Genomic DNA, 21,954 nt, shown 5'->3' on the forward strand with positions numbered 1-21,954 from the left:
CTTGGAAAATCCTGTGGAGTTGGTTTTGGTATTCAATACTACACAAAAAGTATATTATACCGAAACAAAATCAACTTTCAAGACCTTTGGAACGGAAAATAATGCTACCTTTGCAGTTGAAAAAGAAAACAAATCATATACTGTGGATATAGAACAAAAAAGCAAAATAAACCAACTGCTGCTTTCCGCCACTCCCAAAGGATTGTTATTCTCCGAATGGCTGAAAAGGAACGGTTATTCCGACCAGTTGATAAAAAGATACCGGGAATCCGGCTGGCTTGAGATGCTGTCAAAGGGAGTCATGTACCGAACGGGAGACAGCCTGTCGGCATACGCCGCATTGTCCTGCTACAACAGGCAATTGGGCAAGACGTTCCGTGTCGCAGCTCATTCTGCATTGGAACTGTTCGGCTTCAACCACTATGTGCCTATGGGGAAACCGTTGCTGATGGTGGCACACGGCAAACAGCGTGTTCCGGAATGGATACGCCACGATGTTTTCGACAGGGTGATAAAACCGTTTTCCACCGATACCTTTTCAGAACCGCAGACCGCAACGATTGTGAAATACGAAGTGGATCTGCTGGTTTCTACACCTGAACAGGCATTCTTGGAATGTCTGTTGCTTGCACCGCAACAATATTCCTATATGGACTTGTTCTATATGATGGAACAACTGACAACGCTGCGTCCCGAAATGCTACAGCAACTGCTCGAAACGACCAAGAACCTTAAAGTAAAGCGTATGTTCCTTTATATGGCAGAAAAAGCGGGACACTATTGGTTCGAGGCACTTGATACATCCAAAATAGGACTGGGAACCTCCAAATTGCAACTGTCAAAAAACGGGATTTATATCTCCAAATACAAAATAACCGTACCTAAAGAACTGAACGAATATGAATGACATCTATAAAAAACAGGTGGCATTGTTGATACGCATTATGCCGTCCGTGTACCGCATCAAAGATTTTGCTGTGCATGGAGGTACGGCTATCAACCTGTTTCATAAAAACATGCCTCGCTATTCAGTCGATATAGACCTCACCTATATTCCCGTAAAGGAAAGGGCCGAGAGTCTGGACGCAATCAACAACCATCTGCGAACTTTGAAAAGCTACATAGAAAAATCCATACCGGGCATAAAAGTGATCCACAAGCATGATGTCTGGAAATTACAATGTACTTTGGACGGTGCGACCGTCAAAATCGAAGTGAACGGGACAAAGCGGGGTATCATCGGAGAGACAGAGGACAGGAAACTGTGCGAACGGGCTGAAACGGAGTTCAATATGACCTGTAAAGCACGTACAGTTTCTTATTCGCAGCTTTACGGGGGCAAAATTGCAGCGGCATTAAGCCGCCAACACCCACGGGACCTGTTCGATTGCAAGTATATGGAAATGGCGTCGTTTCATGATGTCAAGAACGGCTTCATGCTTTGCCTGTTGGGGAGCGACAAGCCTGTCATCGAATCTTTGCAGCCGAACGCCATCGACCAGACGGAAGCACTGGAAAAGCAGTTTGAGGGAATGTCCGATACTCCATTCACTTATTCGGATTATGAAGAGGCAAGGCATAACCTCATTCAGCAGGTAAACGACAGCCTGACCGAAACAGACCGGGAATTTCTTCTGTCATTTGAAAACGGCGAACCCGATTGGGAAAAATGCTGTGCCGGAGATTTAAGCCGCTATCCGTCCGTAAAATGGAAATTACAGAACATTGCCAAGCTGAAAAAGAGCAATCCTCAAAAGCACAAGGCGGGATTGGAAAAGCTACAGACCTTCTTATTTCCGAAGAAGGGATAAGTTTTTATGGGCATCATGCCGGACAGATTGGTGTTAACGGAAAAACAATATTTGGAATCATGTACAATATGCGAGAAATAAAAGAGGAAGACTTTGAAGCGGTGGCAAAATTTGAAATTGAAATTTCTGAAATCTCATTCGGAGAAAAGGCTATTACTGACCTCGAGTTCCACTGCAAGAAATTAGCCAAAGCAAAAGACCGACGCGGAATGATCGTGATAGAAGACACGGAATCCGGTAAAATTGTGGGCTGGGTATGGATGGAGAAAAAGCAGAACAGCCTGACCGGAGAGGTTTATGCCAACTTCAAGTCCATTTATGCGGATGAGTGCATTCGAGGAATGCAAATTGTAGACGACCTGTTTGAAAAAAGCATAGAATATGCGAGAGAGTGCAAGGCGGCTTATATTGTCGGCAAGGTTCATGCCGGGAACGTACCGATGCGCTCTTTGTATAAAAAGCATTGCTTCGAGCCAACCCATGTAACGATGGAAAGGAAATTGTTATGATAACGTCCGGCATACAAAGTTTTGCTCTCTCGCATGGCGAACAATACAAACACGGAAGAACAAGCCTGCGTGACTTGTCAGGTAAACTGCCTTTCGTGGCAAACGGGTGTACCATGCTGTTATGCGTTGAAGGCCGGGCTGTCGTAACCACCAATACACGAAAACGGACATTCCGCAAAGGTGATTTGCTTGTGTTGTTTTCGGACACCTTATTTGCACCGCTGTGTGTTTCTCCTTCATTCACGGCAGAATATATATCCTTGTCATTGGAACTGACAGGGGAGATTTTCTACAAAATGACTTCCCCCGCATTTTGGGACGGACTGTATGAATATCCGGTCTGCCGACTTTCGGAAGCACAATACTCATTGGCAGACGGAGTGTTCAAGCAGATGATATGGGCGATGGAGAACGGTGATGAAGAAAGCCGGAAAAACATCCTGCAAAATTGCATTTACAATGTTTTTCTGGCTTTAGATATTGTGTTCAAGCCGATGTTTCCCGACTTGGGCAAGTGTTATCAAAAGGATCAGTCAAGGGTGCTGTTCGGCAAGTTCATGTCACTGCTGGCTAAGAATTTCCATGTAAAAAGAGATGTACGATATTATGCGGACAGGCTTTGCATCACGACCGATTACCTTTATAAGATAACCTGCAAAATAGAACAGCGGACTCCGAAGGAAATCATTGACCTGTTTGTCGTAACGGAACTCAAACGCTATTTGGACAACACAGAACAGTCCGTCAAAGACCTGGCCCGTCTGTTCCATTTCGAAGACGCGTCGTACCTTTGCCGCTTTTTCCGCCGCACGGCAGGCTGTTCCGTTTCCGAATACCGCAACAGGCTTAGCCGCTCATAGGCTCCCCGTATCAAATCGCTGTATTCCACTTTCGCACATCCGAGCCGCTCCTGCAAATAGTCGAAAGCAGTCCACGGACGGACATTGGTGCCGCATGTGAACAAATCGACAGCGGCATAACCACACTCCGGCCACGTGTGTATGGTCAAGTGGGATTCTTGGATGACCACCACACCGCTCACACCCACTGGGGCGTATTTGTGAAAGTTTTCCTGTACTATGGTCGCTCCGGCACTTACTGCCGCTTCGTGCATGAATGTGCGAATCTGTTCCACATCGTCCAGTTTTTCCGGGTCGCAGTTGTAGAAGTCTGCAAGGATGTGATGCCCTAAGGGAAGGTATTGCTTTTTATCCGTATTCCCGTTTTTGTGCAGTCTGTCGAAAACCGTAGCTCCGCATACATTGCAGCCTTGTTTTTTCAACTCCCTGATGGTCTGATATTCCGCCTCTTTCCCCACGGCATAGACTTTGCCGCATTGCCGGCAGCGGTAACGGTTTTGCCGGAGATTGCGGTCTGCGGTGTAGATGTCATCGCGCCCTCGTTTTTCGAGAGGAAACAAGGCGCGTGTACGTTCTGTCGTTTCCAGGACAAAGAGCTGTCCTTTGTTGCCCAAAAGAGATGCGCCCATGTATTCATTGAACCGGGTGAACATCTCTTTGATGGCCAGTCCGTGCAGTTGGAAACATTTTTGCAGAAAGTAAACCTCCGTTGCCGACTTGTTCCCGAACGAGAAAAAGATTCTCAATCCGGACTCTTCTTTCAGTACGCTAATGGCACGTGACAGGAACAAGGAAGCTCCCTCTTGCGTATAAGGCGGATCGGTGAACAGGCAGTCGAAACGCCCGCACAAATGCGGAGGCAGAGGCATCCTCAAATCCACCCGTTCACAACTTATCGGCAGGGCGAACCGTCCGGCCAGCCGCTCCAGACACTCGATATAACGACCGTCCATCTCAAGTACATGGATGTGTGTCGGGCAGATGCTTGGACCGGGATAAAGTTCTTTCAGCAGAAACCCGATGGCAAGGCTGACAAAATCATCATCGCCCATGCATACGATTTGTCTGCCTGTCAATGTGCCGTTTGCCAAGCAGAGCAAAGCCCTGCGGAATGCTGTCTGTACGGTACATTGGGCTTGGTCCAGTGCTACATCCGCTACGGGGCGTTCGTCGAATGCCGCACGGTATTTTTTACTCAGCGCGTCAGCGTATGCGTCCCTTGCCTGTTCGCTTTCCGCCAGTCGGCGATACAGGCAGAGGTCAATCCCCTTGAATCCAAGAGCTTGTTCCACATACTCCTTTCCGTTATGAGTAAGCCCTACGCCTCCGCTGCATTGTTCCAATATGCCCAGCCTGATACCTTCGTTCTTTATGGCGGTCACGATAGGTACCGGCAAGAGTAATTTTTGAGAGAGGGCTTTGTTGGAAAGTGGCGCAAAACAATACAGCTCCTGAAAATAAAGTTCAATAATCCGTCGGCTATCCTTAATTGATACTGTCTTAAATATTTTGTCGATATAATCCATTTATTACATATCGTTGATTTACAGGCTGCAAAAATAGAACAACATCATTAAGTAATAGAGAGCAAAATCCTGCTGATATGGGTACTTTTCAATACAAAGGCAGATAGGTTGGATATATGGCCAGACGGCTCAGGACTTCATCCAAACAAAAACCGGTATAGGCGGCTCAATGAACGTACAGGAAGCGGAGGAGTTTAAGACCTCGAAGTTCTTCTGCAAAACGGATTTCGACATGAAGGAAATCAAGAAGGGGGAAGCGGCGTATGTACCGTTACTGAAGTTCCACACGTTCAAGTCGAGGGAGGAACAGGAACGCATTCTTTATCGGAATTTCGTGAATGTGGGAATGGAGGTAAAAGAAATGATAAAGGACGTGCTGAACAAACGGGAAACTAAATAGAAAGCCAGATTCCGATATGAGGGAACTAAAAAACGCCTGCAATGATTCCGTGATTATTGCGGACGTTTCGGCGTTTCCTATCTATTGTGAAAATCTTATAGTTCAAAATCAGCTTCTTGCGGCCCTACATAAAAGAAGGGAAATCAGGTGTTTTTTATATAACGGGTACATTTACCAGTCCCCCTTTTTTTGTATAATACCTGCATCTTCCGTTTTGGAGATAAACTCCCGAACCTGTTTTTCGGACAGTATATCTGCGAATATTTCCTTGAGGACAGCCCGGTTGATACAACCATTTTTACGGAAACAACAATAAAATCCTTTCAGTCTTTTACCGCAGTTTCGACGGGAGTTTATGAAAATAAAGTCGTATCTTTGCACTCTCTATCAAACAGATAAATCCATGTGAACAAAGGGTTGAACGGACATATCGCCATGCTTTCGACACAAATTATTTGTGGTTTGAATGTACCTGTCGGTAAATCGCTCCTGGCAGAGTGGATGACACCGATTGGGCTTGCCTCCTCTCGTGTTTTATTCGCCACGCTGATATTTTGGACGATCGGGCTTGTTTTCAGGAGAGAAAAGGTCAATGCCAAAGACTTGATGGTGATTGCTTTGGGCGGTATTTCCGGTGTTGCTTGTACTTATCTTTCCTTTGCGTGGGGACTTAATTATACGACACCAGTTCACTTCGCACTTATTGTCGCCTTAAATCCAATCGTAGTTATGCTCTTTTCCGTATTGTTTTTAAAAGAAGCTATCAACCGGCGGAAGTTGACAGGTGTTCTGTTGGGAATTGCAGGAGCATGGGTCTTGATTTCACAAATGGATATTGCCGCATCCGTTGAAAATCATATACTTGGCATTGTTTTCGCCATCGTCAATACAGTTATGCTCGGATTTTATCTGATTATCATCCGAAGAGTGGCGATAAAATACTCTCCTGTCACACTTCAAAAATGGATGTTCCTATTTGCAGCATTGTCCATGCTGCCGTTCAGTATAAATGAATTGTACGTGCAACCGCTTTATCAGTCCGCGTTCTGTTGGCAACCATTACTCCAGCTTGTATTCGTATTGTTGCTGGCAACTGTTCTCAACAATCTGCTATATCCCGTCGCTCTCAAGGGGATACAGCCCACCACTGCCAGCATTTACATCAACCTACAGCCTATTATAGCTTCTGTCGTTGCCATTTTAATCGGGCAGGACATTTTTAGCTGGGATGAACCGGTTTCGGCCATACTTGTCATATCCGGTGTTTTACTGGTCAGTCATTCACAAAATAAAAAATAAAGCTAATTTGCGGTTCTGTATTCATTGGGCGTACACCCGGCCATTTTCTTGAACCAACGGCTGAAGTGTTGCGGATATGGAAATCCAAGTTCATAGGATATTTCACTTATGGACTTCGCCGTATTGAATACCCGCTCTTTAGCGACATCGAGCATTTTCTGCTGGATGTGTTTCAGGGCAGGCATTCCCGTTTCTTTTTTCATCAGGTCACTGAAATAATTCGGGGAAAGACAAAGTTTGTATGCACAATATTGCACAGTCGGCATCCCTCCATGCCTTGCAGGGGCATCAGAGGCGAAATACTCATCCAGAAGGTCCTCGAAACGCGCTAACAGGTCGTGATTGGCATTGTCGCGGGTGATGAACTGACGGTCGTAGAAGCGGATGCAATAATCAAGCAGCAGCTTGATGTTATCCACGATGAGCGAACGGCTGTGCTTGTCGATAGGATACTGCAGCTCAATGCGAATTTTTTCCATACATTCTATAACCGTCCGTCTTTCTTGTTTGGAAAGGTGCAGGGCTTCGTTGGCATTGTAAGAAAAATATGAATAATCTTTCATTATATGCGCCAATGGTGTACCTCGCAGAAATTCGGGATGAAATGCAACAACCCATCCTTCGGGCTGGTGCAGCTGCCCGTCATCTTCAGATCCCATTACCTGACCGGGGGCGAGGAAAAGCATCGTCCCCTGCTGATAATCGTATATACTTTTTCCATATTTAAGATTTCCACAGTTCGCATCTTTCAATAGAATAGCATAGATGTTATACAGTTTTTTCCCGAACCGGAGAGGCTTCCCTTTACTGCCTTCAATAACGCTGACCAACGGGTGCAGGGTCTCCACGCCAAAATAGTCGTTGTACTGCTGGACTGTATCAACCTTCATTATTTCACTCATAATTTCCTCTTTTTTAAGTCATTGCAAATATAGCTATTTTTCTGTGATAGCTTTTCATTCTGCTTTTAATTAAAAGCAAAGATACGGATTCCCGATGGTACGGCATATACCGAAATCATCGTTTTGGATACCAATTTTACTGGTATACCGGCATCGTTCTTACCGGCCCGTTGAAATTGGTAATTCTATCCGTGAAATTGATACACAGGCTCTTAATTCCCCTATCTAATTTTGCAATCAGAAAGATAATCAAACAGATAACGACATGAAAAAAGAACAGATTCAAGAGAACGGCATCAGTCGTCGCGGGTTCCTGAAACGAACCGCATTGGCAGGCGCGGCCATCTGCATCGCGCCGGCATTGGAGAAAGTAACGGCCGCGGAAAAAGCCATTACAGGTAAATCGTCAGTATCGGCAGCAACCATTCCAGCAGGAATGGCAGCAGTCCGCGCACAGCGTACCTTGAGCAGCGGCAAGGCAGCCTTTACCATTTCGGCGATGGGCTTCGGCTGCATGGGGCTGAACCATCACCGCAGCCAGTCTCCCGATGAAAAGACCTGCATCCGGTTGATTCACGAAGCGATAGAACGGGGTGTAACCTTATTCGATACGGCTGAAAGCTATGGCTACCACAAGAATGAAAAACTGGTAGGCGAAGCCCTGAAAGGCTATACCGACCGCGTGTTCGTCTCTTCCAAATTCGGGCACAAGTTCGTGAACGGCGTGCAGGTGAAGACCGAAGAGGACAGCACCCCGACAAACATCCGGCGCGTATGCGAGAACTCCCTGCGCAATCTCGGCGTGGAGACGCTCGGCATATTCTACCAGCATCGCGTCGACCCTGCGACGCCCATCGAGGTCGTAGCCGAAACATGCGGCGAGCTTATCCGGGAGGGAAAGATACTGCACTGGGGCATGTGCGAGGTCAATGCTGAAACCATCCGCCGGGCGCACAAGGTATGTCCGGTTACGGCCATACAGAGCGAGTATCACTTCATGCACCGCGCGGTGGAAGAAAACGGCGTGCTGGCGCTTTGCGAGGAACTGGGTATCGGTTTCGTGCCGTACAGCCCGCTGAACCGTGGTTTCCTCGGCGGCATGATAAACGAGTACACCCGGTTCGACACCGCCAACGACAACCGCCAGACGCTTCCGCGTTTCCAGCCCGAAGCCATCCGTGCCAACACGCGTATCGTGGAGGTACTGAACGCTTTCGGACGGACGAGAGGCATTACCACGGCGCAGGTGGCATTGGCATGGCTGCTGAACAGGAGGCCTTTTATCGTTCCTATTCCCGGCACGACCAAGCTCTCGCACCTCGAAGAGAACCTGCGGGCCTGCGACATAGTGTTCACGTCGGAAGAAGTGACCGAGCTGGAAAAGGCCGTGGCCGCAATTCCGGTCGTGGGAAGCCGCTATGACGCTTTGCAGGAATCGAAAATCCAGAAATAGGAAGGGCGTATGAGAAAGGTTGTCTTTTATATGATGGCCGCCGCCTTGCTGTCGGGTTGCAACGCACGCAACGGGAATATCATGCAAATCGAGGAACAGGGCAGTTTCGCCGTGGGCGGCACGGTGCTCACCGATTCACTGGGGCGCACCTATCACGGCGACCACGCCTACGTGTTCTATCAGAAACCCGTCGATGCCCGGAAATACCCGCTTGTCTTCGCCCACGGCGTGGGGCAGTTTTCCAAGACATGGGAAACTACGCCGGACGGCCGCGAGGGGTTCCAGAATATTTTCCTGCGCCGCGGTTTCCAGACTTATCTCGTCGACCAGCCCCGCCGGGGAAACGCGGGGCGGAGCACGACACCCGCAACCGTTACCCCCGTCTTCGACGAGGAGACGTGGTTCAACCGTTTCCGCGTGGGCATCTGGCCCGATTATTTCGAGGGCGTGCAGTTCAGCCGCGACAAGGAGGCTCTGAACCAGTATTTCCGTCAGATGACGCCAACTCTCGGCCCTCCCGATCTGGATGTCTACGCCAAGGCGTATGCCGCACTGTTCGACAGGATAGGTCCGGCTGTCTTCGTCACCCATTCGCAGGGCGGAGGTGTCGGATGGCTTACACTGCCGCAGACAAGGAACATCCGTGCCATCGTCGCCTACGAGCCGGGAACAAACGTGCCTTTTCCCGAAGGGCAGATGCCGGAGGAAGGGAAAGTACTAACCCTGTCGAAGAAGACCGAAGGCGTGGAAGTGCCGATGGAAGAATTTCTGCAGTTCACGAAAATCCCTATCATCATCTACTATGGCGACAATCTGCCGGAAACCGACGAACGGCCGGAACTGTACGAATGGACACGACGCCTGCATCTGATGCGCAAATGGGCTGCCTTGCTCAACGAACACGGCGGCGATGTCACGGTCATTCATCTGCCGGAGATAGGTTTGAAGGGCAACACCCATTTTCCCTTCTCCGATTTGAACAACGTGGAGGTGGCCGATCACCTGTCGAGATGGTTACATGAGAAAGGACTGGATTGAGAAGGCGGAGTCATGGACGAAGGAACTTTCTGAAAATGGCGGGAATAGCCGGCGGAACGATGACTGAAAACGACTATTGAGTTAATCGAACAACCTTTAACAATTTTCATATGATACCATTATTTATCGGAGGCATCGGTATGCAGGAAGTGCTGCTGATTGCATTAGTCGTCCTGCTGTTCTTCGGAGGACGCAAAATTCCCGAACTGATGAAAGGCATCGGCAAAGGTGTCCGTTCATTCAAGGAAGGTATGAACGGCATGGAGAAAGAAATCAGTCCCGAAAATACCGACAAGAAAGAGGAGTGACATGGCAAAGGAAGACAAAACGGACGGCTTGAGCTTTTGGGAGCACTTGGACGTGCTGCGGACGGCGATTGTTAAAATCGTCGCCGTGGCCGTCGTGTTCGGTATCGCCGCCTTTTGTTTTAAGGAAAAACTTTTTGCCGTTATCCTTGCCCCGAAAAACGACGGCTTCATCACGTACCGTCTTTTCAACCGGATTGCAGCATGGGCCGGCGGCGAGACCGGGAGTTTTGCCGTGCAGCTCATCAACACGGGACTGGCCGGGCAGTTCGTCATCCACATGAAGACGGCATTATGCGCGGGTGTCCTGTGCGCGTCGCCCTATATCCTTTACCAGTTGTTCCGGTTCGTGTCGCCTGCCCTGTATGCCTGCGAGCGGAAATATGCCGTGCGGATAGTCGGAGGCGGCTATGCAATGTTCCTGATGGGTGTGGCGGTCAGCTACTTTCTTATTTTCCCGCTGACATTCCGTTTCCTTGGAACCTATCAGGTCAGCGGTGAAGTGGAGAACATGATCGTCTTGCAATCCTACATTTCGACCCTCGTGCTGATGTGCCTGACAATGGGTATCGTGTTCGAGATTCCGATTTTATCATGGCTGTTTGCCAAATTGGGGTTTCTCACCGCCGATTTCATGCGACGTTACCGGAAGCACGCTATAGTGATTATCCTTATCGTTGCGGCTGTCATCACGCCGACTTCGGACGTGTTCACGTTGTCATTGGTCACATTGCCGATGTGGGTTTTATATGAAGCGAGCATTCTGGTCGTAAATAGAGCTGCAAGTAAAAAGGCAGTAGACAGATAAAGAAACGACATCTTGAAGTGAAAAACAATCTGCCGGCCAAAAGATAAAACAAACCTTTTTACAATAAGAGGTAAGGTACTGTAACACGTAGGTAATCCGTTTTATAAACGGCAGGTTTTTATTCGTTTCTGCATTATACATAGAAAAGCCGTACCCTGCTCGTTTTCCGAAAGGCACGGCTTTCATCCCCTAAAAAGAGGAATCAGACAGTGACAACAGTTACATATAAATTCTGTCGCTCCTGTTCGCAGAATTTATCGTACTCGGCTTTGTCCGTGCCGCTCTCGATAGCCCGGTCGATAACGTCTCCCAACTCGTCGAAACAAACCTCTTCGTTCACACATTCCACCTCCATTCCTTTCACAAGATAGACCTCGTAATAATCCGATCCGTTGAGTGCGACGATGACGTACCCTGCGTGCAGCCGTCCGTTCACCTTAATGCGGAGTGCCGGCAAATCCCTGTATAGGGTGGCGGCAAACTCTTTGATACCCCACGACATGAGGACGGTCATGGGGGTTAACGCTACTAACTGTTCCTTAATGGTCTGTGCGACCTGCATTACATATTCTTTTTCCATAATTCTAAGTTTATAAATTATTATTCCATGATTTACTCGAACCAATCGGGGTTATCCTTTTTGAGTTCGGCTATCAACTCGTTTTCGGGAAGCTGAAGCGTTCTCTCGTCGGTAAAGAAGAAAATCTCGTCATAAATCCTTTCGGCTTCTTTACTGGCAAAACCTTCGTTCTCGTCATTGAAACTGCCGGGCTGCAAGGCATCGAGCAGGATTGTCGAACCGATAAGCAATTCTTCGCCATCGACAGATTCCACGATGCGGGAGTAATAAGACCTGCCGTTGAATTGAATCTTAGTTGTTTTCATATCGTCGTTTTTATATTAATGGTACATTTTTTCCGTGTTCATTGAGGTATTCCATGATATGCTTCGCTTCCTCGTGCGATGCCCGGTTCCGGTCATCGTAACGGCGTGTTTCGTCCGCCATGACCTTGATACACGCCTTAATCAGGCGGTACAGGCTTTGCTGAAGCGTCGGGTGCATGTCCGGGATTGCCGCCGCGAACCGTTCGGGGTTGAAACTGAAACTGTTTACCGCCATTTCCCAGTCTTTGGCGAGGCGGTATTCTTTGCTTTCTTTAATGTCCATATTCTTGAATTTTAATAGTTCTCGTTGCATATTCTGTCAAGTTCCTCAATTATGGGTGTCACCTTTTTGCCTGTAAGACTTTCTATGTCATACAGCAAGTGCTCCAAGCGTTCATACGCCTTTTCTCCCGCTTTTGTAAATTCTCCGGTACTGTCGAATGCGCTACCTTCGCAGCCCAGTTCTTGCAATAATTCTTCTAATGTCTTCATTTGTTAAATTTTAATAATTGTTTTTCTTTCCCTCTGTTCGGCTTCCTTGTTGCCGGAGCCGCTTCGGGTTTTATGGTGCTTTCCGGGGCTGGCGAAAAAGCCCTTTCCGACGTTTTTTCTTGCCAATTACGCTTCGCAGAAGGAAGAATTTGCAAGAAATGCACTTCAAAACGACGGAATCAGGCGCGACAGCCCATATTTGCACCGATAAAAACCGGTGCGGTGACGGACGGGAAAGCCAGACGGGAGAGAATACGGAGACCTGAAAGCGGTAGAAAAGGACGGCTGGAAGCTAAAAAAGAGAATTTATATATCTATATATGGATAATTGTTGTTATATTTGCATATAAATAGTGATATATTGACATTATGGAAACAACGAACTATACCACAAACAGCGATATGCTGACGCTTTTGGCGAAGCGGGTCAAGGAGTACCGTCTGGCCGCCCGCATGAGCCAGAAGGAGCTGGCCGAACAGTCGGGTGTAAGCCAGACGACTATCAGCCATTTCGAGCAGGGGGTCAGCCGTAACCTGACCTTGGCCAATTTCATCTCCCTGCTGCGTGCGCTCGGTCAGGCAGAGCGGCTCGCGGAGATTCTGCCGGAACTTCCCATGCCGCCGATGGCGCTTCGGGAAATCGAGAAACTGATACCTAAACGAGTTAGGAGGGGCAAGAAATGATAGAAAGTCTCGATGTAATCCTATGGGATAAAAAGGTCGGCACGCTTGTCGCCAATCGGGAAGGACACCGCAGCAAAGCCTGTTTCTACTTCGACAGCGATTATGTCCGCGACGGCTACGACATCGCCCCGCTCCGTGCGCCGGTAAAAGGGGTTGCCGCACAGCGCGGCCTGCCGGTCTATCCCGATGAAGAGCGGCTTTTCGGCGGCCTGCCCTCGTTCATAGCCGATTCGCTGCCCGACCATTGGGGAAACACCGTGTTCAACGAATGGGCCAAAGTGCATCATATCCGTATGAGGGACTTGTCCGCCCTCGACCGTCTCGCCTATATCGGACGGCGCGGCATGGGGGCATTGGAGTTCGTCCCGCCCACTGCCGAGGAACTGGAGACACCGTTCAAGGTGGAGATCGCTGACCTCTACCAACTGGCCCGGCAGGCTTTCGAGGAAGCCGGACGGTTCAACGTCCCGGTATCGGGCAACCTGATGGTCGAAAGCCTGTTCAAGGTAGGAACGTCCGCAGGAGGACGACGGCCCAAAGCGGTGGTCAACGTCAATTTCGGGGAAGGACAATGTTACTCCGGACAGGTGGCGACCCCTTATCCGGGCTACACGCCGATGATCGTCAAGTTCGACGAACACCAGAAGATGCCGACGACACGGATAGAATACAGTTATTACCTGATGGCCGTAGACGCCGGGCTTCAGATGATGCCGAGCCGCCTGTTGGAAGGTGAGCAGACAGCGCACTTCCTGACCGAGCGTTTCGACCGCCGGAACGGCAAGAAGGTGCATATCCAGACATTGGCTGCCATGAACCCCCCGGCAGATTCTTACGAAGCACTATTCGAGGCGGCCTGCCGTATCGGCGTGCCGCCGGGGGAACTCCGGCAACTGTTTCGCTTGATGGTGCTGAACGTGCTGGGCGGGAACGTCGATGACCATAACAAGAATTTCAGCTTCCTGATGGGCGATGACGGGCGTTGGCACGTTGCTCCGGCCTACGACTACACGTTCTCGGTCGATCCGGACGCACCGTATTACGTCAACCGCCACAGCATGACTATCAACAACCGGACAGAGGGTATTACTGCGGCAGACCTGCTGGAAGTAGCCCGCCGGTACGGTATAAAGGCCGCAGAGCCGTTCATAGAAAAGACCATAGGCATCGTTTCGCGTTACCCGGAATACGGCCGGGAGGCCGGTGTCGGAGAGGAATGGATAGGAACGATAGAAAAGGAAATCGCTGCACGAGTGGAGTGCGTGCGAGCCGATTAAAATAGAGCATGGGATTTCATGCAGGGGAAATGAACCCACCCGTTTTTGTGGCGGGTGGGTTTGTCGTTGTCATTCCGCCCCTTTCTTGCTTAGGAGGGTCAACTGGTCGGGACGGTCGGGAAACCAATAGGCGTCGCTGTCAAGATACACGCATCTGTCACCATTCCAAGGCTTCCTGAAAGCTAATACCTCTTGAGGGCCGAATACTACTCCATAATCGTTTGTAAATGCTACCATGTCGCCTACGGCCAAATCGTCCTCCGTTTCCATGACTTCGGAAAGGCGATTATAAAACTCCATGCCTTCGGCTTCACGTTCCGCTTTCCAGCGCAAAAAATCCTCTTTATGACTTCTGCCCGTGTTTATCGGCGATAATTCCGAAGGCAAAACCTCCGCTTCCGAAGTACCGGACGAAATCAGAATAATGCTGTCGTCTTCCATGTTTTCCGGTGCAGAAATCACTCGGTAAGCCCCATCGGACAAACCGTTGTCCGGGTCATGCCAATAAAGCAGATTCCCTGTCTTGATAAAATCGTATTTTCCCATTGTCTTGTGAATTATTGATTATTTATTTCCCTTTTTTCGATCCCTTTCCTTTGGAACCGCTTCGGGGTTTTACTGATGCAGTACACGGTCGTCGGCACAGCTTCATACGACGGCTCTTCTTGCCAATTACGCTTCGCTTGGGAAGGAAGAATTTGCAAGAAGTGCACTTCAAGCCGGAGAATCAAGCGCGACGACCGACTTTCGCATCGGATAAAACCCGTGCGGTGAGGGACGGGAAAGCCGGACGGGAGAAACAGGCGGCTCGTGCCGCTACAAAAGGGAAAGAATGCAATTATAAGAGGAAACGGGCGGTGGCGGGGTATCCGGGAGGCTGACTATAAAAGGACGAAGGCGGGCGATAAAGACAAAGGAGATAGCGCACTGACTGTGTTATCAGTACGCCATCTTGTACATTCAATCTTCGGAACCCGACACTTTCATTTTTGGGAACAATCCTTTTCAAAAGCATTCTTCTCCGAATGGCTCGATGTTCGCTTTTTGGAAAATTTGCGGGTTATGCTGATAAAGAAGCGGCAGGTTCAACATAGCCATAGGGTATTCCACGAAGCCGCTCCTGCGTTTGTAGCCGGAATCGGTCGCCAATCTGTTTTCTACCAAAAAGTCCAACGCATCCGGGTAATTGTTCACGTCGATAAAGGTACGGTCCGGCAAACCGAGCGCATCCATTTCCTCCAAATTGACGGAAAGTACGATATATTCGTCTTCATCTTCCACCATTACCAAGATAAGAGCCAACCAGCCATTGCGATAAAACCGTGGTACGAGGTAATACCGTTCGCCTCTGAACTCGTATTCTTTCTGTCTGAAAGAGCTGTCCGGCTCTACGATTTCAAATTCATCTTCACCTGCGGTAAAAGCAATCATAGGGTTGCTGGCATCTACATACGCTTCACCTGCTTTGTAGCACAAATACTCTCTGTTTTCGGAACGCACGATAGCAAATTGAATTTCCATAAAATCTTAACATTAATCAGTTGAACAATCTGTTTATTTTTTCCCTCCTTTCGGAAGCCTTCAGGCTTCTCCTGTCGGGATTTGATTTTTACGTGCATTAAAGATTGCCTTTCAGGGAGAAACAGGCAAGGAATTTGGGCAGAATTTTATAGTTGCGGTATTGAGCGTCCGCGAAATATGGACGATTGAAAATCGGGAAAGCTGCTGAAAAATTGTGTTCAAATAGCGTAGCGGTACTTGAATGTTCCTCCAAGGCAATACCTTTGCACCGGAAAAAGCATGTCCCGACGGGCAGAGCCGTTGGCGAAGGGATTTCCGTACAAAAGGAAAACGAAGGGATAAAAAGGGAGATCTGCCAACGGCAGTGCTAAAAAAGACAGCCGCTCCTGCGGCTCTCTCTCTGTAGCGTTGCGCTATTTCTTCCCGGTCTTGCTATCCGGTTCGTCTTGCCGTTTTTTCGGGGTGAACAGTCCATTGAAACAGACCGTCGTGGCAAAAGTACGTGCCTGCGTGGCATTGCACAATCCCGCTCCGGGCATTGTCGCACCGTTGTAATGTTTGCAGTCCTTACATTTCATCATTACCTCTTTTGATTGGTTAGACAGTAGGACGGATTTCTCCGTCCTACTATTGAATTATGGTCAAGCTGCGACCTCTTCGGGTTGCGTATGTTCTTCGGGTTGTACCTCTGCCGTGGGTTGTGTATTTTCTGCCTCGGCGGCTTCTTCGGGCTTTGTCTGCCGTTCCTTTGCCAACAAGGCGGCTTTGCGTTCCTCGATACGTTTATGGCGTTTCTCATACACCTCATTATATCCACTTTCAATTTCGGCGAGCGTGTCGGGCATGTGCTTACGGGCAAAATCGAGCAAGAGGGTCGCAGCAGCGTTATTGCCGTATGCGCCTTTGAAGTTGTCTATCAAGAAATCCCTGCGGATAACGGCTTTCTGCTTGGCCGTGAGGTTGGCGATGATGTTCATTTTTTCTTCGTCCTCAAGGTGTTGGTAGGCTTTTTTCTCCCCGATACCGAATACCCCGAAGTGTTCCCTGCGGAGAGACGACAGCAGGAAGAAATATATCATCTTTTCCTCGTCCTGCGTGAATTTGCTTTCAGACGTATCAACGTCCAAAATCTGTTTCTTAGCGTCTGCAACGGTTTTCTCGACGGCTATTTCCTTGTTACGTTTGTCCTGCTGTTCCAATTTTTCCACCGGGGAAAGTTGTTTTTCGGTAGCCATGTCCGCATTGGCGGCAGCACTTGCCATGTAACACAGCGTAATTTCTTTCTGCCCGATGCAGATATAAAACGTGAGTTCGCCCGTATCGATTCGTTCATGAATTGACTTGCATTTTTCCATATAGTTGCTGAAATCCTGCTCGTACTCCTTGTATGCCGCCTCGTATTCCTCGGTAGTGTCGTATTCTTCCTTTTCGGGTGCTACCGGCGTTTCGGGGTATGCCGTGGCATAGGTATTGAGGTGCTCGACCTCGTACCCCATAGCGGTAAGGCGTTCCACCGCAAGCATGTTATTGTTGAAATCTTGGTAGCCCAATGATACGGAGGGGTATTGTTCCACAAACTGCAAGGCTTTCTCCACGAGATAGGAAGCGTTCATTTCGGCCAGACAACTCCGATTGGCGCAATTTCCGCAACCACCCTCGCAGAACAACATCATGTTGTTGGTATTGTGGGGGCATGAGGCGCATAGGGTCTTGTCGAATGCGTAACGGCTAAGGTCTGTCGTGAAATCCCGTTCGATAAACTTTGCCACCTCGGCGGCTTTCAGTCCTCGCCAACAGTCGTACAACATGCTGTCGCTGTCTTTCAAGTGTTTATAGTACACCTCTTTCTGAATATCCGTACCGTATCGGCAAATCTCACTCGCTACACTGATTGTGATTTCGTCCTTTTCCAGAAGTTCGGCGATTTCGGGTATCAATGATACGAATTTCAGACGGGTACGGATATAGTTCTCGTTTTTGCCGAACTGCACGGCCAATGACTGCACATCGTAGCGACCGCTTTCCATGAGCTTTTGGTAGGCGTTGGCTTCCTCTATGGGGGTAACGTCCTTGCGCTGCAGGTTCTCCGTCACGGCCATTTCGGCGGCGGTCTCGTCCGAAACATGCAAGATGACAGCCGGAATTTCGGTCAGTTCTGCCATAAGGGCGGCACGATACCTGCGCTCTCCGAAAATAATCTCGAAGCGGTCGGTGTCCACAATGGGGCGCACGCCGATAGGTTGCAATACTCCCTGCTGACGAATACTCTCGGCCAGTTCGGCAAGGCTCGCCTCGTCAAAGTGCTTGCGTGGGTTATAGTTGCTCGGTTGAATATTCATCAATGCAACTGATACGATGTTGTTCTCTACTACTGATTGAATGTTCGCTGTTTCCATAATTCATAAATTTTAATTTGTTATTACATTAGATTGTTTGATTACTATTGTCTTTATTGTGCGGTGTCATACTCGTATATTTCCGGATTGTCGTACCCGTCGAACACTATCCGAAACGTGTCAAAGTCCTTTCTGCCCGCCAGTCTGACGGTATCTCTTTTCCCGATGAAATAGGGTTCATTCATTGTCCGAAACGGTGCGCCGAGCGTTATCCTATCCACCAACGTACAAACTTTGCCGGGTTGTTCGGGCATGATATAACCCAGTGCGTACTCGTTGTAAACTACCAATTTGATTTTATCCATATCGCTGTCAATTTTACGTTGTTTTTTTCTTTCCCTCCTTTCGGTTCCTTTCTCTGCCTGAACCGCTTTGAGGTTTTACGGATGCGGTACACGGCTGTCGGTACAGCTTCATACGACGGCTTTTCCTGCCAATTACTCTTTCGCAGAAAGGAAGAATTTGCAGGAAATACACTTCAAGCCGCCGTATCAAGCGCGACAGCGGACCTTTGCATCTGATAAAACACAACGGTGACGGCAGAGAATGAAGCCGGGAAAGCGGTAAGGGAATCGGTAGAAAAGGGATATGCCCGTCAGGGTTAGAATAGGGATAAAACGGGCCATGTGCCTGTACTTGCGGGCAGGTAAAAAAGAGAAAGATGGTAAGACTATAAAGGAGGAATGCGCCCTATGGAAACAGCGGGCGGATAAAAAAGGACGCATGGCTGCCGTCTCCGGGGTGGGCAGACGCGGTAGCCATGCCTGTGTTTATTGTTCGTTCTTCTCCAGATACTCTTTCATTGCCTCGTTCACGATGTCTTTCAGCGACATGTTCTTCTTGATGGCGAGGAATTTCATACGGGTATGAATGCTTTTGTTGATGACGAAGTTGCAATGAACCGCCGTTTCTTTTTCCGTGGGGGCTGCTACCGGCTGTTTTCCGCCGGTAGTCTTTTTCGTAGGTGACAGCAACCCGTCCAGTCCGCCTTTCATGCTGTCTTTCAGTAAATCGCTCTTGCTCATATCGGGATTATTTTAATTTCAGTACCTCTTGCGCCAGTGCCATGTAGTCCTTGGCTCCGTTGCTGTTCCTGCTATACTCGAAGATGTTCTTGCCCTTTATGGGAGCTTCGGCCAAAGATACGTTATCCCGTATAACGGTCTTGAACACCTTTTCGCAGAATGAATCCTTGACGAGTTCGGCCACACTTTTGTTCAGTGTCTTGCGTTTGTCGAACTGGGTAATTACAATGCCACCAATAGCGAGTTTCGGATTCAGGCGTTCCTGGACGGTGGCAATCACATTCATGATCTTGGCCATGCCGCGCATGGCGAGGAATTGTGCCTGTACCGGGATAATCAGGTAGTCTGCGGCGGTAAGGGCGTTCAGCGTCAGCAACCCCAACGAGGGCGGACAGTCGATAAGGATATAATCGAATTTCCGGTTTTCGAGCAACTTGCCAATCAGGCCGTTCAATATCAGTTCCCGTCCCGGCTCGTTGATGAGTTCTGCCTCGGCAGCCGAGAGGTCGAGGCAGGACGGTACGACGGTTACACCTCCTGCCGTTTCAACTAATGGCAAGGGGTATTTGCCTTTCATCGCCCCGTACACCGTCTGTTCTTCCTCAATGGAGAGGCCGAAGGATTCCGTAAGGTTCGCCTGACCGTCCATGTCGATAGCCAGCACGCGCTTTTTCTTTTGCTGCAGGGCCGCAGCCAGATTGATGGTGGTGGTCGTCTTTCCGACCCCTCCCTTATGGTTCAAGACCGCAATTATTTTTGTCATCGTTTCACTCTTTTATTCCACTTGCAAAGTTAATACTATTTTTCGTAAATACTAAAATTAGTATATACTAATTCACTAAAAACTATTGTTTTAGCAGTGTAGTATTTTAGTATTTACTACTATACTAAAATAAAGTTTGACTAAGAGTAGTATATCCTACATTCGCAGACGAGTGGCTTACTAATCTACTACATATAGGATATACTACATTTAGTATTCGCTTATTTTCAAAGGTTTACTCTCTTATCAGAAAGGCAAATCCTCCTTTTCGTCCTGCGGGAAATCTGCAGGAGGAACGGGTGCGCCGTCTGCTCCGCTTACTGCATTGTCCTCTCCGGCTGCCGCGCCTTCCCGCCTTCCGGTATTGATAAAGGCAATACTCTCTGCCGTGATGGAGAGCTGTATCTGGCTCTCGCCGTTCTTGTCTTTCCACAGGGAAGATGACAGCGTGCCGTCAACAAGTATGAGTCTCCCTTTCGTCAGATATTCGGACAAGCGGATATGGTTGTCCTTGTTGCTGCGTACCCTTATCCAAGTGGTGATGTTTTGCCCCTTTGAATAATCGTCAACGGCTATGTCCATAGCCATGAATGAGCCGTGTGCTCCTGAAATTACTTGGCAATCTTTGCCGATGCGTCCGATAGTGTGAACATGTAACATAATAGAAAATTGTTTGTGGCAAGGTGGTTGGTCCTGCCGTTACCTAACTGTTTATTTTTTCCCTCTTTTCGGTTCCTTTCTCTGCCTGAACCGTTCCGGGATTTTATAGATGCGGTACCCGGCTGCCGGTACAGCTTCATACGACGGCTTTTCTTGCCAATTACTCTTCGTAGAAGGAAGAATTTGCAAGAAATACACTTCAAGCCGCCGGATCAAGCGCGGCAGCCTACCTTTGCATCTGAAAAATCGGACGGTGACGGCAGAGAGGAGACCGTAGAGGTTATACATATAATTGATATAAAGGGAAGAGGGCTTCGCCCAAGTATAAGAGCAGAGGAAAAGAGAGAGGTATAAAAGGAAACCGCCAACGGAGTTGCGGTAATTTACAAACGGGTATCGTGCCCTTCACCGACGATGTTGTCATAGGCACGATACCTTATCATAGCTTATTTTGTCAGAACCGGTATCTCAAAGGGAGGAATGCAGCAAATCGCCCATCCTTTGTTCTGGCAAAGTACAAAACCCTCTGACGATAGTATCTCCGTTTACGCCTTCAAGTCCGGCGAACATTTGTAATGCGTCAAACCCTCTGTCGAACTGTTCCATGATGACGGCGGGGGCAAAATGGATAATCCCGTGAGGGTAGCTTTTCGATGTGCCAATCCACCCGCGCAAATAATCATCGAAACAGCCTTCTGCTCTTGACGCATGGAACTCTTGTGAATGGGAACTGCAAATGGTTTTACCGTAGATTTCGTCTCCTAAAATTAAAGTTCCCGTTTGCGGATTGTACATAAAACGCCGATTGGTTATTTGAAGAATATCTATGATTTCCCATTTGACATTGATAACCATCAGGATTTTTTCAACCTGCCTTTTCATGCGTTTGCCTGTTTTACAATTTTTCTTGTCCATCACTTGTCTTTTATGCCGTGAAACATCTGCTTTTTTACCCTTTTTTCGATTCTTCTCTCTGTCTGAACCGTTCCGGGATTTTACAGATGCGGAACACGGCTGCCGACAGGGCTTCATACGGTGGGTTTCCCGGCCAATTACGCTTTCATGGAAAGGAAGAATTTGCGGGGAATGCACTTCAAGCCGCCGGATCAAGCATGGCAGCCGACCTTTGCATCTGGCAAACCGGACGATACCGGCAGAGAGGAGACCGGAACAGACCGGTAAATATGATGGTAAAAAGGGAGTACGGCTTTGCCTGTATAAATGCAGGGGAAGCGAAGTAGAAAAGGGTCCGGCTTGGGCGGGTCAGGCAAGGGTCTGCCGGGGCAAACATGAAAGGGATTCTCCTTATCCGCTCCACGCCTGAATTTCGACCGGGCGGA

At 48.6% G+C, this 21,954-nt stretch carries 28 protein-coding genes and 2 pseudogenes; 15 read left to right on the forward strand and 15 right to left on the reverse strand.

What is annotated here, in order from left to right; all coding sequences use genetic code 11:
* Positions 1 to 142: 142 nt before the first annotated feature.
* Genes ACHLI0_RS17575 through ACHLI0_RS17590 form a run of 4 tightly spaced genes read left to right on the forward strand, consistent with a single transcriptional unit; the run spans position 143 to position 3,180 of the window.
* Entirely contained in the window at positions 143 to 907 is a 765-nt protein-coding gene (locus tag ACHLI0_RS17575) for a type IV toxin-antitoxin system AbiEi family antitoxin (protein WP_032571833.1), read from the forward strand.
* Positions 900 to 1,811, forward strand: coding sequence for a nucleotidyl transferase AbiEii/AbiGii toxin family protein (locus tag ACHLI0_RS17580; RefSeq protein WP_007569286.1), 912 nt, complete (start codon positions 900 to 902; stop codon positions 1,809 to 1,811). Before ACHLI0_RS17575 ends, ACHLI0_RS17580 begins: the two co-directional genes overlap by 8 nt.
* Positions 1,709 to 2,320, forward strand: a complete 612-nt coding sequence (locus ACHLI0_RS17585; protein ID WP_225719309.1) for a GNAT family N-acetyltransferase — start codon at positions 1,709 to 1,711, stop codon at positions 2,318 to 2,320. Before ACHLI0_RS17580 ends, ACHLI0_RS17585 begins: the two co-directional genes overlap by 103 nt.
* On the forward strand, positions 2,317 to 3,180 hold the full coding sequence (locus tag ACHLI0_RS17590) for a helix-turn-helix domain-containing protein (RefSeq protein ID WP_007569291.1): 864 nt from the start codon (positions 2,317 to 2,319) through the stop codon (positions 3,178 to 3,180). Before ACHLI0_RS17585 ends, ACHLI0_RS17590 begins: the two co-directional genes overlap by 4 nt.
* A gap of 14 nt (positions 3,181 to 3,194) precedes the next feature.
* Here ACHLI0_RS17590 and speD read toward each other — a convergent pair.
* A pseudogene (gene speD / locus ACHLI0_RS17595) lies at positions 3,195 to 4,706 on the reverse strand (adenosylmethionine decarboxylase); the annotation flags it as partial.
* Positions 4,707 to 4,812: 106 nt separating this feature from the next.
* On the opposite strand from speD, the pseudogene ACHLI0_RS17600 reads away from it, so the two are divergent.
* A pseudogene (locus ACHLI0_RS17600) lies at positions 4,813 to 5,106 on the forward strand (type IV secretory system conjugative DNA transfer family protein); the annotation flags it as partial.
* Between the two features lie 405 nt (positions 5,107 to 5,511).
* The gene (locus ACHLI0_RS17605) at positions 5,512 to 6,405 is read left to right on the forward strand and encodes a DMT family transporter (protein ID WP_007569300.1); all 894 of its coding nucleotides are present in this window, start codon (positions 5,512 to 5,514) and stop codon (positions 6,403 to 6,405) included.
* Between the two features lie 2 nt (positions 6,406 to 6,407).
* Here ACHLI0_RS17605 and ACHLI0_RS17610 read toward each other — a convergent pair whose 3' ends face one another.
* Entirely contained in the window at positions 6,408 to 7,307 is a 900-nt protein-coding gene (locus ACHLI0_RS17610; protein ID WP_007569301.1) for a helix-turn-helix domain-containing protein, read from the reverse strand.
* A 265-nt stretch (positions 7,308 to 7,572) separates the two neighbouring features.
* Between ACHLI0_RS17610 and ACHLI0_RS17615 the strand changes: the two genes are divergently transcribed.
* From ACHLI0_RS17615 to tatC, 5 genes are read left to right on the forward strand one after another with little or no spacing between them, the layout of a single operon-like run.
* Positions 7,573 to 8,760, forward strand: a complete 1,188-nt coding sequence (locus ACHLI0_RS17615) for an aldo/keto reductase (RefSeq protein WP_007569302.1) — start codon at positions 7,573 to 7,575, stop codon at positions 8,758 to 8,760.
* A gap of 9 nt (positions 8,761 to 8,769) precedes the next feature.
* Complete coding sequence (locus ACHLI0_RS17620) at positions 8,770 to 9,798, forward strand: alpha/beta hydrolase (RefSeq protein ID WP_007569304.1); 1,029 nt, start codon at positions 8,770 to 8,772, stop codon at positions 9,796 to 9,798.
* A complete protein-coding gene (locus ACHLI0_RS17625) occupies positions 9,795 to 9,878 on the forward strand; it encodes a twin-arginine translocation signal domain-containing protein (RefSeq protein ID WP_080783879.1) in 84 nt (27 codons plus the stop codon). The genes ACHLI0_RS17620 and ACHLI0_RS17625 overlap by 4 nt, the downstream gene beginning before the upstream one ends.
* A gap of 30 nt (positions 9,879 to 9,908) precedes the next feature.
* Positions 9,909 to 10,106 carry a twin-arginine translocase TatA/TatE family subunit gene (gene tatA, locus ACHLI0_RS17630; protein WP_007569305.1) on the forward strand — a complete coding sequence of 66 codons (198 nt, stop codon included), beginning with the start codon at positions 9,909 to 9,911 and terminating at the stop codon, positions 10,104 to 10,106.
* 1 nt (position 10,107) lies between these two features.
* Positions 10,108 to 10,911 carry a twin-arginine translocase subunit TatC gene (gene tatC, locus ACHLI0_RS17635; protein WP_007569307.1) on the forward strand — a complete coding sequence of 268 codons (804 nt, stop codon included), beginning with the start codon at positions 10,108 to 10,110 and terminating at the stop codon, positions 10,909 to 10,911.
* A gap of 202 nt (positions 10,912 to 11,113) precedes the next feature.
* Here the strand turns inward: tatC and ACHLI0_RS17640 are convergent, their stop codons facing one another.
* Genes ACHLI0_RS17640 through ACHLI0_RS17655 form a run of 4 tightly spaced genes read right to left on the reverse strand, consistent with a single transcriptional unit; the run spans position 11,114 to position 12,288 of the window.
* Positions 11,114 to 11,491, reverse strand: coding sequence for a hypothetical protein (locus ACHLI0_RS17640; RefSeq protein WP_007569310.1), 378 nt, complete (start codon positions 11,489 to 11,491; stop codon positions 11,114 to 11,116).
* Between the two features lie 32 nt (positions 11,492 to 11,523).
* Entirely contained in the window at positions 11,524 to 11,796 is a 273-nt protein-coding gene (locus tag ACHLI0_RS17645; RefSeq protein ID WP_007569311.1) for a hypothetical protein, read from the reverse strand.
* Between the two features lie 10 nt (positions 11,797 to 11,806).
* On the reverse strand, positions 11,807 to 12,079 hold the full coding sequence (locus ACHLI0_RS17650; protein WP_171059051.1) for a hypothetical protein: 273 nt from the start codon (positions 12,077 to 12,079) through the stop codon (positions 11,807 to 11,809).
* 11 nt (positions 12,080 to 12,090) lie between these two features.
* Positions 12,091 to 12,288, reverse strand: coding sequence for a hypothetical protein (locus tag ACHLI0_RS17655; protein ID WP_007569317.1), 198 nt, complete (start codon positions 12,286 to 12,288; stop codon positions 12,091 to 12,093).
* A gap of 369 nt (positions 12,289 to 12,657) precedes the next feature.
* On the opposite strand from ACHLI0_RS17655, the gene ACHLI0_RS17660 reads away from it, so the two are divergent.
* Positions 12,658 to 12,972, forward strand: a complete 315-nt coding sequence (locus ACHLI0_RS17660) for a helix-turn-helix domain-containing protein (protein ID WP_007569322.1) — start codon at positions 12,658 to 12,660, stop codon at positions 12,970 to 12,972.
* Positions 12,969 to 14,249: a type II toxin-antitoxin system HipA family toxin gene (locus ACHLI0_RS17665; RefSeq protein ID WP_007569324.1), complete on the forward strand. Its 1,281-nt coding sequence runs from the start codon at positions 12,969 to 12,971 to the stop codon at positions 14,247 to 14,249. Before ACHLI0_RS17660 ends, ACHLI0_RS17665 begins: the two co-directional genes overlap by 4 nt.
* Before the next feature lie 69 nt (positions 14,250 to 14,318).
* On the opposite strand, the gene ACHLI0_RS17670 is transcribed toward ACHLI0_RS17665, so the two are convergent.
* Positions 14,319 to 14,795: a hypothetical protein gene (locus ACHLI0_RS17670; RefSeq protein WP_007569325.1), complete on the reverse strand. Its 477-nt coding sequence runs from the start codon at positions 14,793 to 14,795 to the stop codon at positions 14,319 to 14,321.
* 137 nt (positions 14,796 to 14,932) lie between these two features.
* Here ACHLI0_RS17670 and ACHLI0_RS17675 point away from each other — a divergent pair, with 137 nt between their 5' ends.
* A complete protein-coding gene (locus ACHLI0_RS17675) occupies positions 14,933 to 15,130 on the forward strand; it encodes a hypothetical protein (RefSeq protein WP_154396197.1) in 198 nt (65 codons plus the stop codon).
* 124 nt (positions 15,131 to 15,254) lie between these two features.
* Here the strand turns inward: ACHLI0_RS17675 and ACHLI0_RS17680 are convergent, their stop codons facing one another.
* The 8 genes from ACHLI0_RS17680 to ACHLI0_RS17715 all read right to left on the reverse strand — a co-directional run bounded on the left by ACHLI0_RS17680 (position 15,255) and on the right by ACHLI0_RS17715 (position 21,529).
* Positions 15,255 to 15,770: a DUF4313 domain-containing protein gene (locus ACHLI0_RS17680; RefSeq protein WP_007569328.1), complete on the reverse strand. Its 516-nt coding sequence runs from the start codon at positions 15,768 to 15,770 to the stop codon at positions 15,255 to 15,257.
* A 413-nt stretch (positions 15,771 to 16,183) separates the two neighbouring features.
* Positions 16,184 to 16,351, reverse strand: coding sequence for a hypothetical protein (locus ACHLI0_RS17685; RefSeq protein ID WP_007569330.1), 168 nt, complete (start codon positions 16,349 to 16,351; stop codon positions 16,184 to 16,186).
* A gap of 60 nt (positions 16,352 to 16,411) precedes the next feature.
* Positions 16,412 to 18,166: a ParB/RepB/Spo0J family partition protein gene (locus tag ACHLI0_RS17690; RefSeq protein ID WP_007569332.1), complete on the reverse strand. Its 1,755-nt coding sequence runs from the start codon at positions 18,164 to 18,166 to the stop codon at positions 16,412 to 16,414.
* Positions 18,167 to 18,219: 53 nt separating this feature from the next.
* Positions 18,220 to 18,471 (reverse strand): hypothetical protein, encoded by a 252-nt coding sequence (locus tag ACHLI0_RS17695; protein ID WP_007569334.1) that lies wholly within the window; start codon positions 18,469 to 18,471, stop codon positions 18,220 to 18,222.
* Positions 18,472 to 18,936: 465 nt separating this feature from the next.
* On the reverse strand, positions 18,937 to 19,191 hold the full coding sequence (locus ACHLI0_RS17700; protein WP_007569339.1) for a plasmid partition protein ParG: 255 nt from the start codon (positions 19,189 to 19,191) through the stop codon (positions 18,937 to 18,939).
* 7 nt (positions 19,192 to 19,198) lie between these two features.
* Positions 19,199 to 19,954 (reverse strand): ParA family protein, encoded by a 756-nt coding sequence (locus tag ACHLI0_RS17705; RefSeq protein WP_007569340.1) that lies wholly within the window; start codon positions 19,952 to 19,954, stop codon positions 19,199 to 19,201.
* 246 nt (positions 19,955 to 20,200) lie between these two features.
* Entirely contained in the window at positions 20,201 to 20,614 is a 414-nt protein-coding gene (locus tag ACHLI0_RS17710; protein WP_007569341.1) for a single-stranded DNA-binding protein, read from the reverse strand.
* 468 nt (positions 20,615 to 21,082) lie between these two features.
* Entirely contained in the window at positions 21,083 to 21,529 is a 447-nt protein-coding gene (locus ACHLI0_RS17715) for a hypothetical protein (RefSeq protein ID WP_007569346.1), read from the reverse strand.
* A gap of 86 nt (positions 21,530 to 21,615) precedes the next feature.
* Between ACHLI0_RS17715 and ACHLI0_RS17720 the strand changes: the two genes are divergently transcribed.
* Positions 21,616 to 21,855 (forward strand): hypothetical protein, encoded by a 240-nt coding sequence (locus tag ACHLI0_RS17720; RefSeq protein ID WP_007569347.1) that lies wholly within the window; start codon positions 21,616 to 21,618, stop codon positions 21,853 to 21,855.
* Positions 21,856 to 21,954: the final 99 nt, after the last annotated feature.

Source organism: Bacteroides sp. RCH18, from assembly GCF_058231005.1.

What these genes read in the sequence shown, in the direction of transcription:
- ACHLI0_RS17580 (WP_007569286.1), top strand. Translation starts at nt 900, where the DNA reads ATGAATGACATCTATAAAAAACAGGTGGCATTGTTGATACGCATTATG.
- ACHLI0_RS17585 (WP_225719309.1), top strand. Translation starts at nt 1,709, where the DNA reads ATGGAAATTACAGAACATTGCCAAGCTGAAAAAGAGCAATCCTCAAAA.
- ACHLI0_RS17590 (WP_007569291.1), top strand. Translation starts at nt 2,317, where the DNA reads ATGATAACGTCCGGCATACAAAGTTTTGCTCTCTCGCATGGCGAACAA.
- ACHLI0_RS17610 (WP_007569301.1), bottom strand. Translation starts at nt 7,307, where the DNA reads ATGAGTGAAATAATGAAGGTTGATACAGTCCAGCAGTACAACGACTAT.
- ACHLI0_RS17615 (WP_007569302.1), top strand. Translation starts at nt 7,573, where the DNA reads ATGAAAAAAGAACAGATTCAAGAGAACGGCATCAGTCGTCGCGGGTTC.
- ACHLI0_RS17620 (WP_007569304.1), top strand. Translation starts at nt 8,770, where the DNA reads ATGAGAAAGGTTGTCTTTTATATGATGGCCGCCGCCTTGCTGTCGGGT.
- tatA (WP_007569305.1), top strand. Translation starts at nt 9,909, where the DNA reads ATGATACCATTATTTATCGGAGGCATCGGTATGCAGGAAGTGCTGCTG.
- tatC (WP_007569307.1), top strand. Translation starts at nt 10,108, where the DNA reads ATGGCAAAGGAAGACAAAACGGACGGCTTGAGCTTTTGGGAGCACTTG.
- ACHLI0_RS17640 (WP_007569310.1), bottom strand. Translation starts at nt 11,491, where the DNA reads ATGGAAAAAGAATATGTAATGCAGGTCGCACAGACCATTAAGGAACAG.
- ACHLI0_RS17645 (WP_007569311.1), bottom strand. Translation starts at nt 11,796, where the DNA reads ATGAAAACAACTAAGATTCAATTCAACGGCAGGTCTTATTACTCCCGC.
- ACHLI0_RS17650 (WP_171059051.1), bottom strand. Translation starts at nt 12,079, where the DNA reads ATGGACATTAAAGAAAGCAAAGAATACCGCCTCGCCAAAGACTGGGAA.
- ACHLI0_RS17655 (WP_007569317.1), bottom strand. Translation starts at nt 12,288, where the DNA reads ATGAAGACATTAGAAGAATTATTGCAAGAACTGGGCTGCGAAGGTAGC.
- ACHLI0_RS17660 (WP_007569322.1), top strand. Translation starts at nt 12,658, where the DNA reads ATGGAAACAACGAACTATACCACAAACAGCGATATGCTGACGCTTTTG.
- ACHLI0_RS17665 (WP_007569324.1), top strand. Translation starts at nt 12,969, where the DNA reads ATGATAGAAAGTCTCGATGTAATCCTATGGGATAAAAAGGTCGGCACG.
- ACHLI0_RS17670 (WP_007569325.1), bottom strand. Translation starts at nt 14,795, where the DNA reads ATGGGAAAATACGATTTTATCAAGACAGGGAATCTGCTTTATTGGCAT.
- ACHLI0_RS17680 (WP_007569328.1), bottom strand. Translation starts at nt 15,770, where the DNA reads ATGGAAATTCAATTTGCTATCGTGCGTTCCGAAAACAGAGAGTATTTG.
- ACHLI0_RS17685 (WP_007569330.1), bottom strand. Translation starts at nt 16,351, where the DNA reads ATGATGAAATGTAAGGACTGCAAACATTACAACGGTGCGACAATGCCC.
- ACHLI0_RS17690 (WP_007569332.1), bottom strand. Translation starts at nt 18,166, where the DNA reads ATGGAAACAGCGAACATTCAATCAGTAGTAGAGAACAACATCGTATCA.
- ACHLI0_RS17695 (WP_007569334.1), bottom strand. Translation starts at nt 18,471, where the DNA reads ATGGATAAAATCAAATTGGTAGTTTACAACGAGTACGCACTGGGTTAT.
- ACHLI0_RS17700 (WP_007569339.1), bottom strand. Translation starts at nt 19,191, where the DNA reads ATGAGCAAGAGCGATTTACTGAAAGACAGCATGAAAGGCGGACTGGAC.
- ACHLI0_RS17705 (WP_007569340.1), bottom strand. Translation starts at nt 19,954, where the DNA reads ATGACAAAAATAATTGCGGTCTTGAACCATAAGGGAGGGGTCGGAAAG.
- ACHLI0_RS17710 (WP_007569341.1), bottom strand. Translation starts at nt 20,614, where the DNA reads ATGTTACATGTTCACACTATCGGACGCATCGGCAAAGATTGCCAAGTA.
- ACHLI0_RS17715 (WP_007569346.1), bottom strand. Translation starts at nt 21,529, where the DNA reads ATGGACAAGAAAAATTGTAAAACAGGCAAACGCATGAAAAGGCAGGTT.
- ACHLI0_RS17720 (WP_007569347.1), top strand. Translation starts at nt 21,616, where the DNA reads ATGCGGAACACGGCTGCCGACAGGGCTTCATACGGTGGGTTTCCCGGC.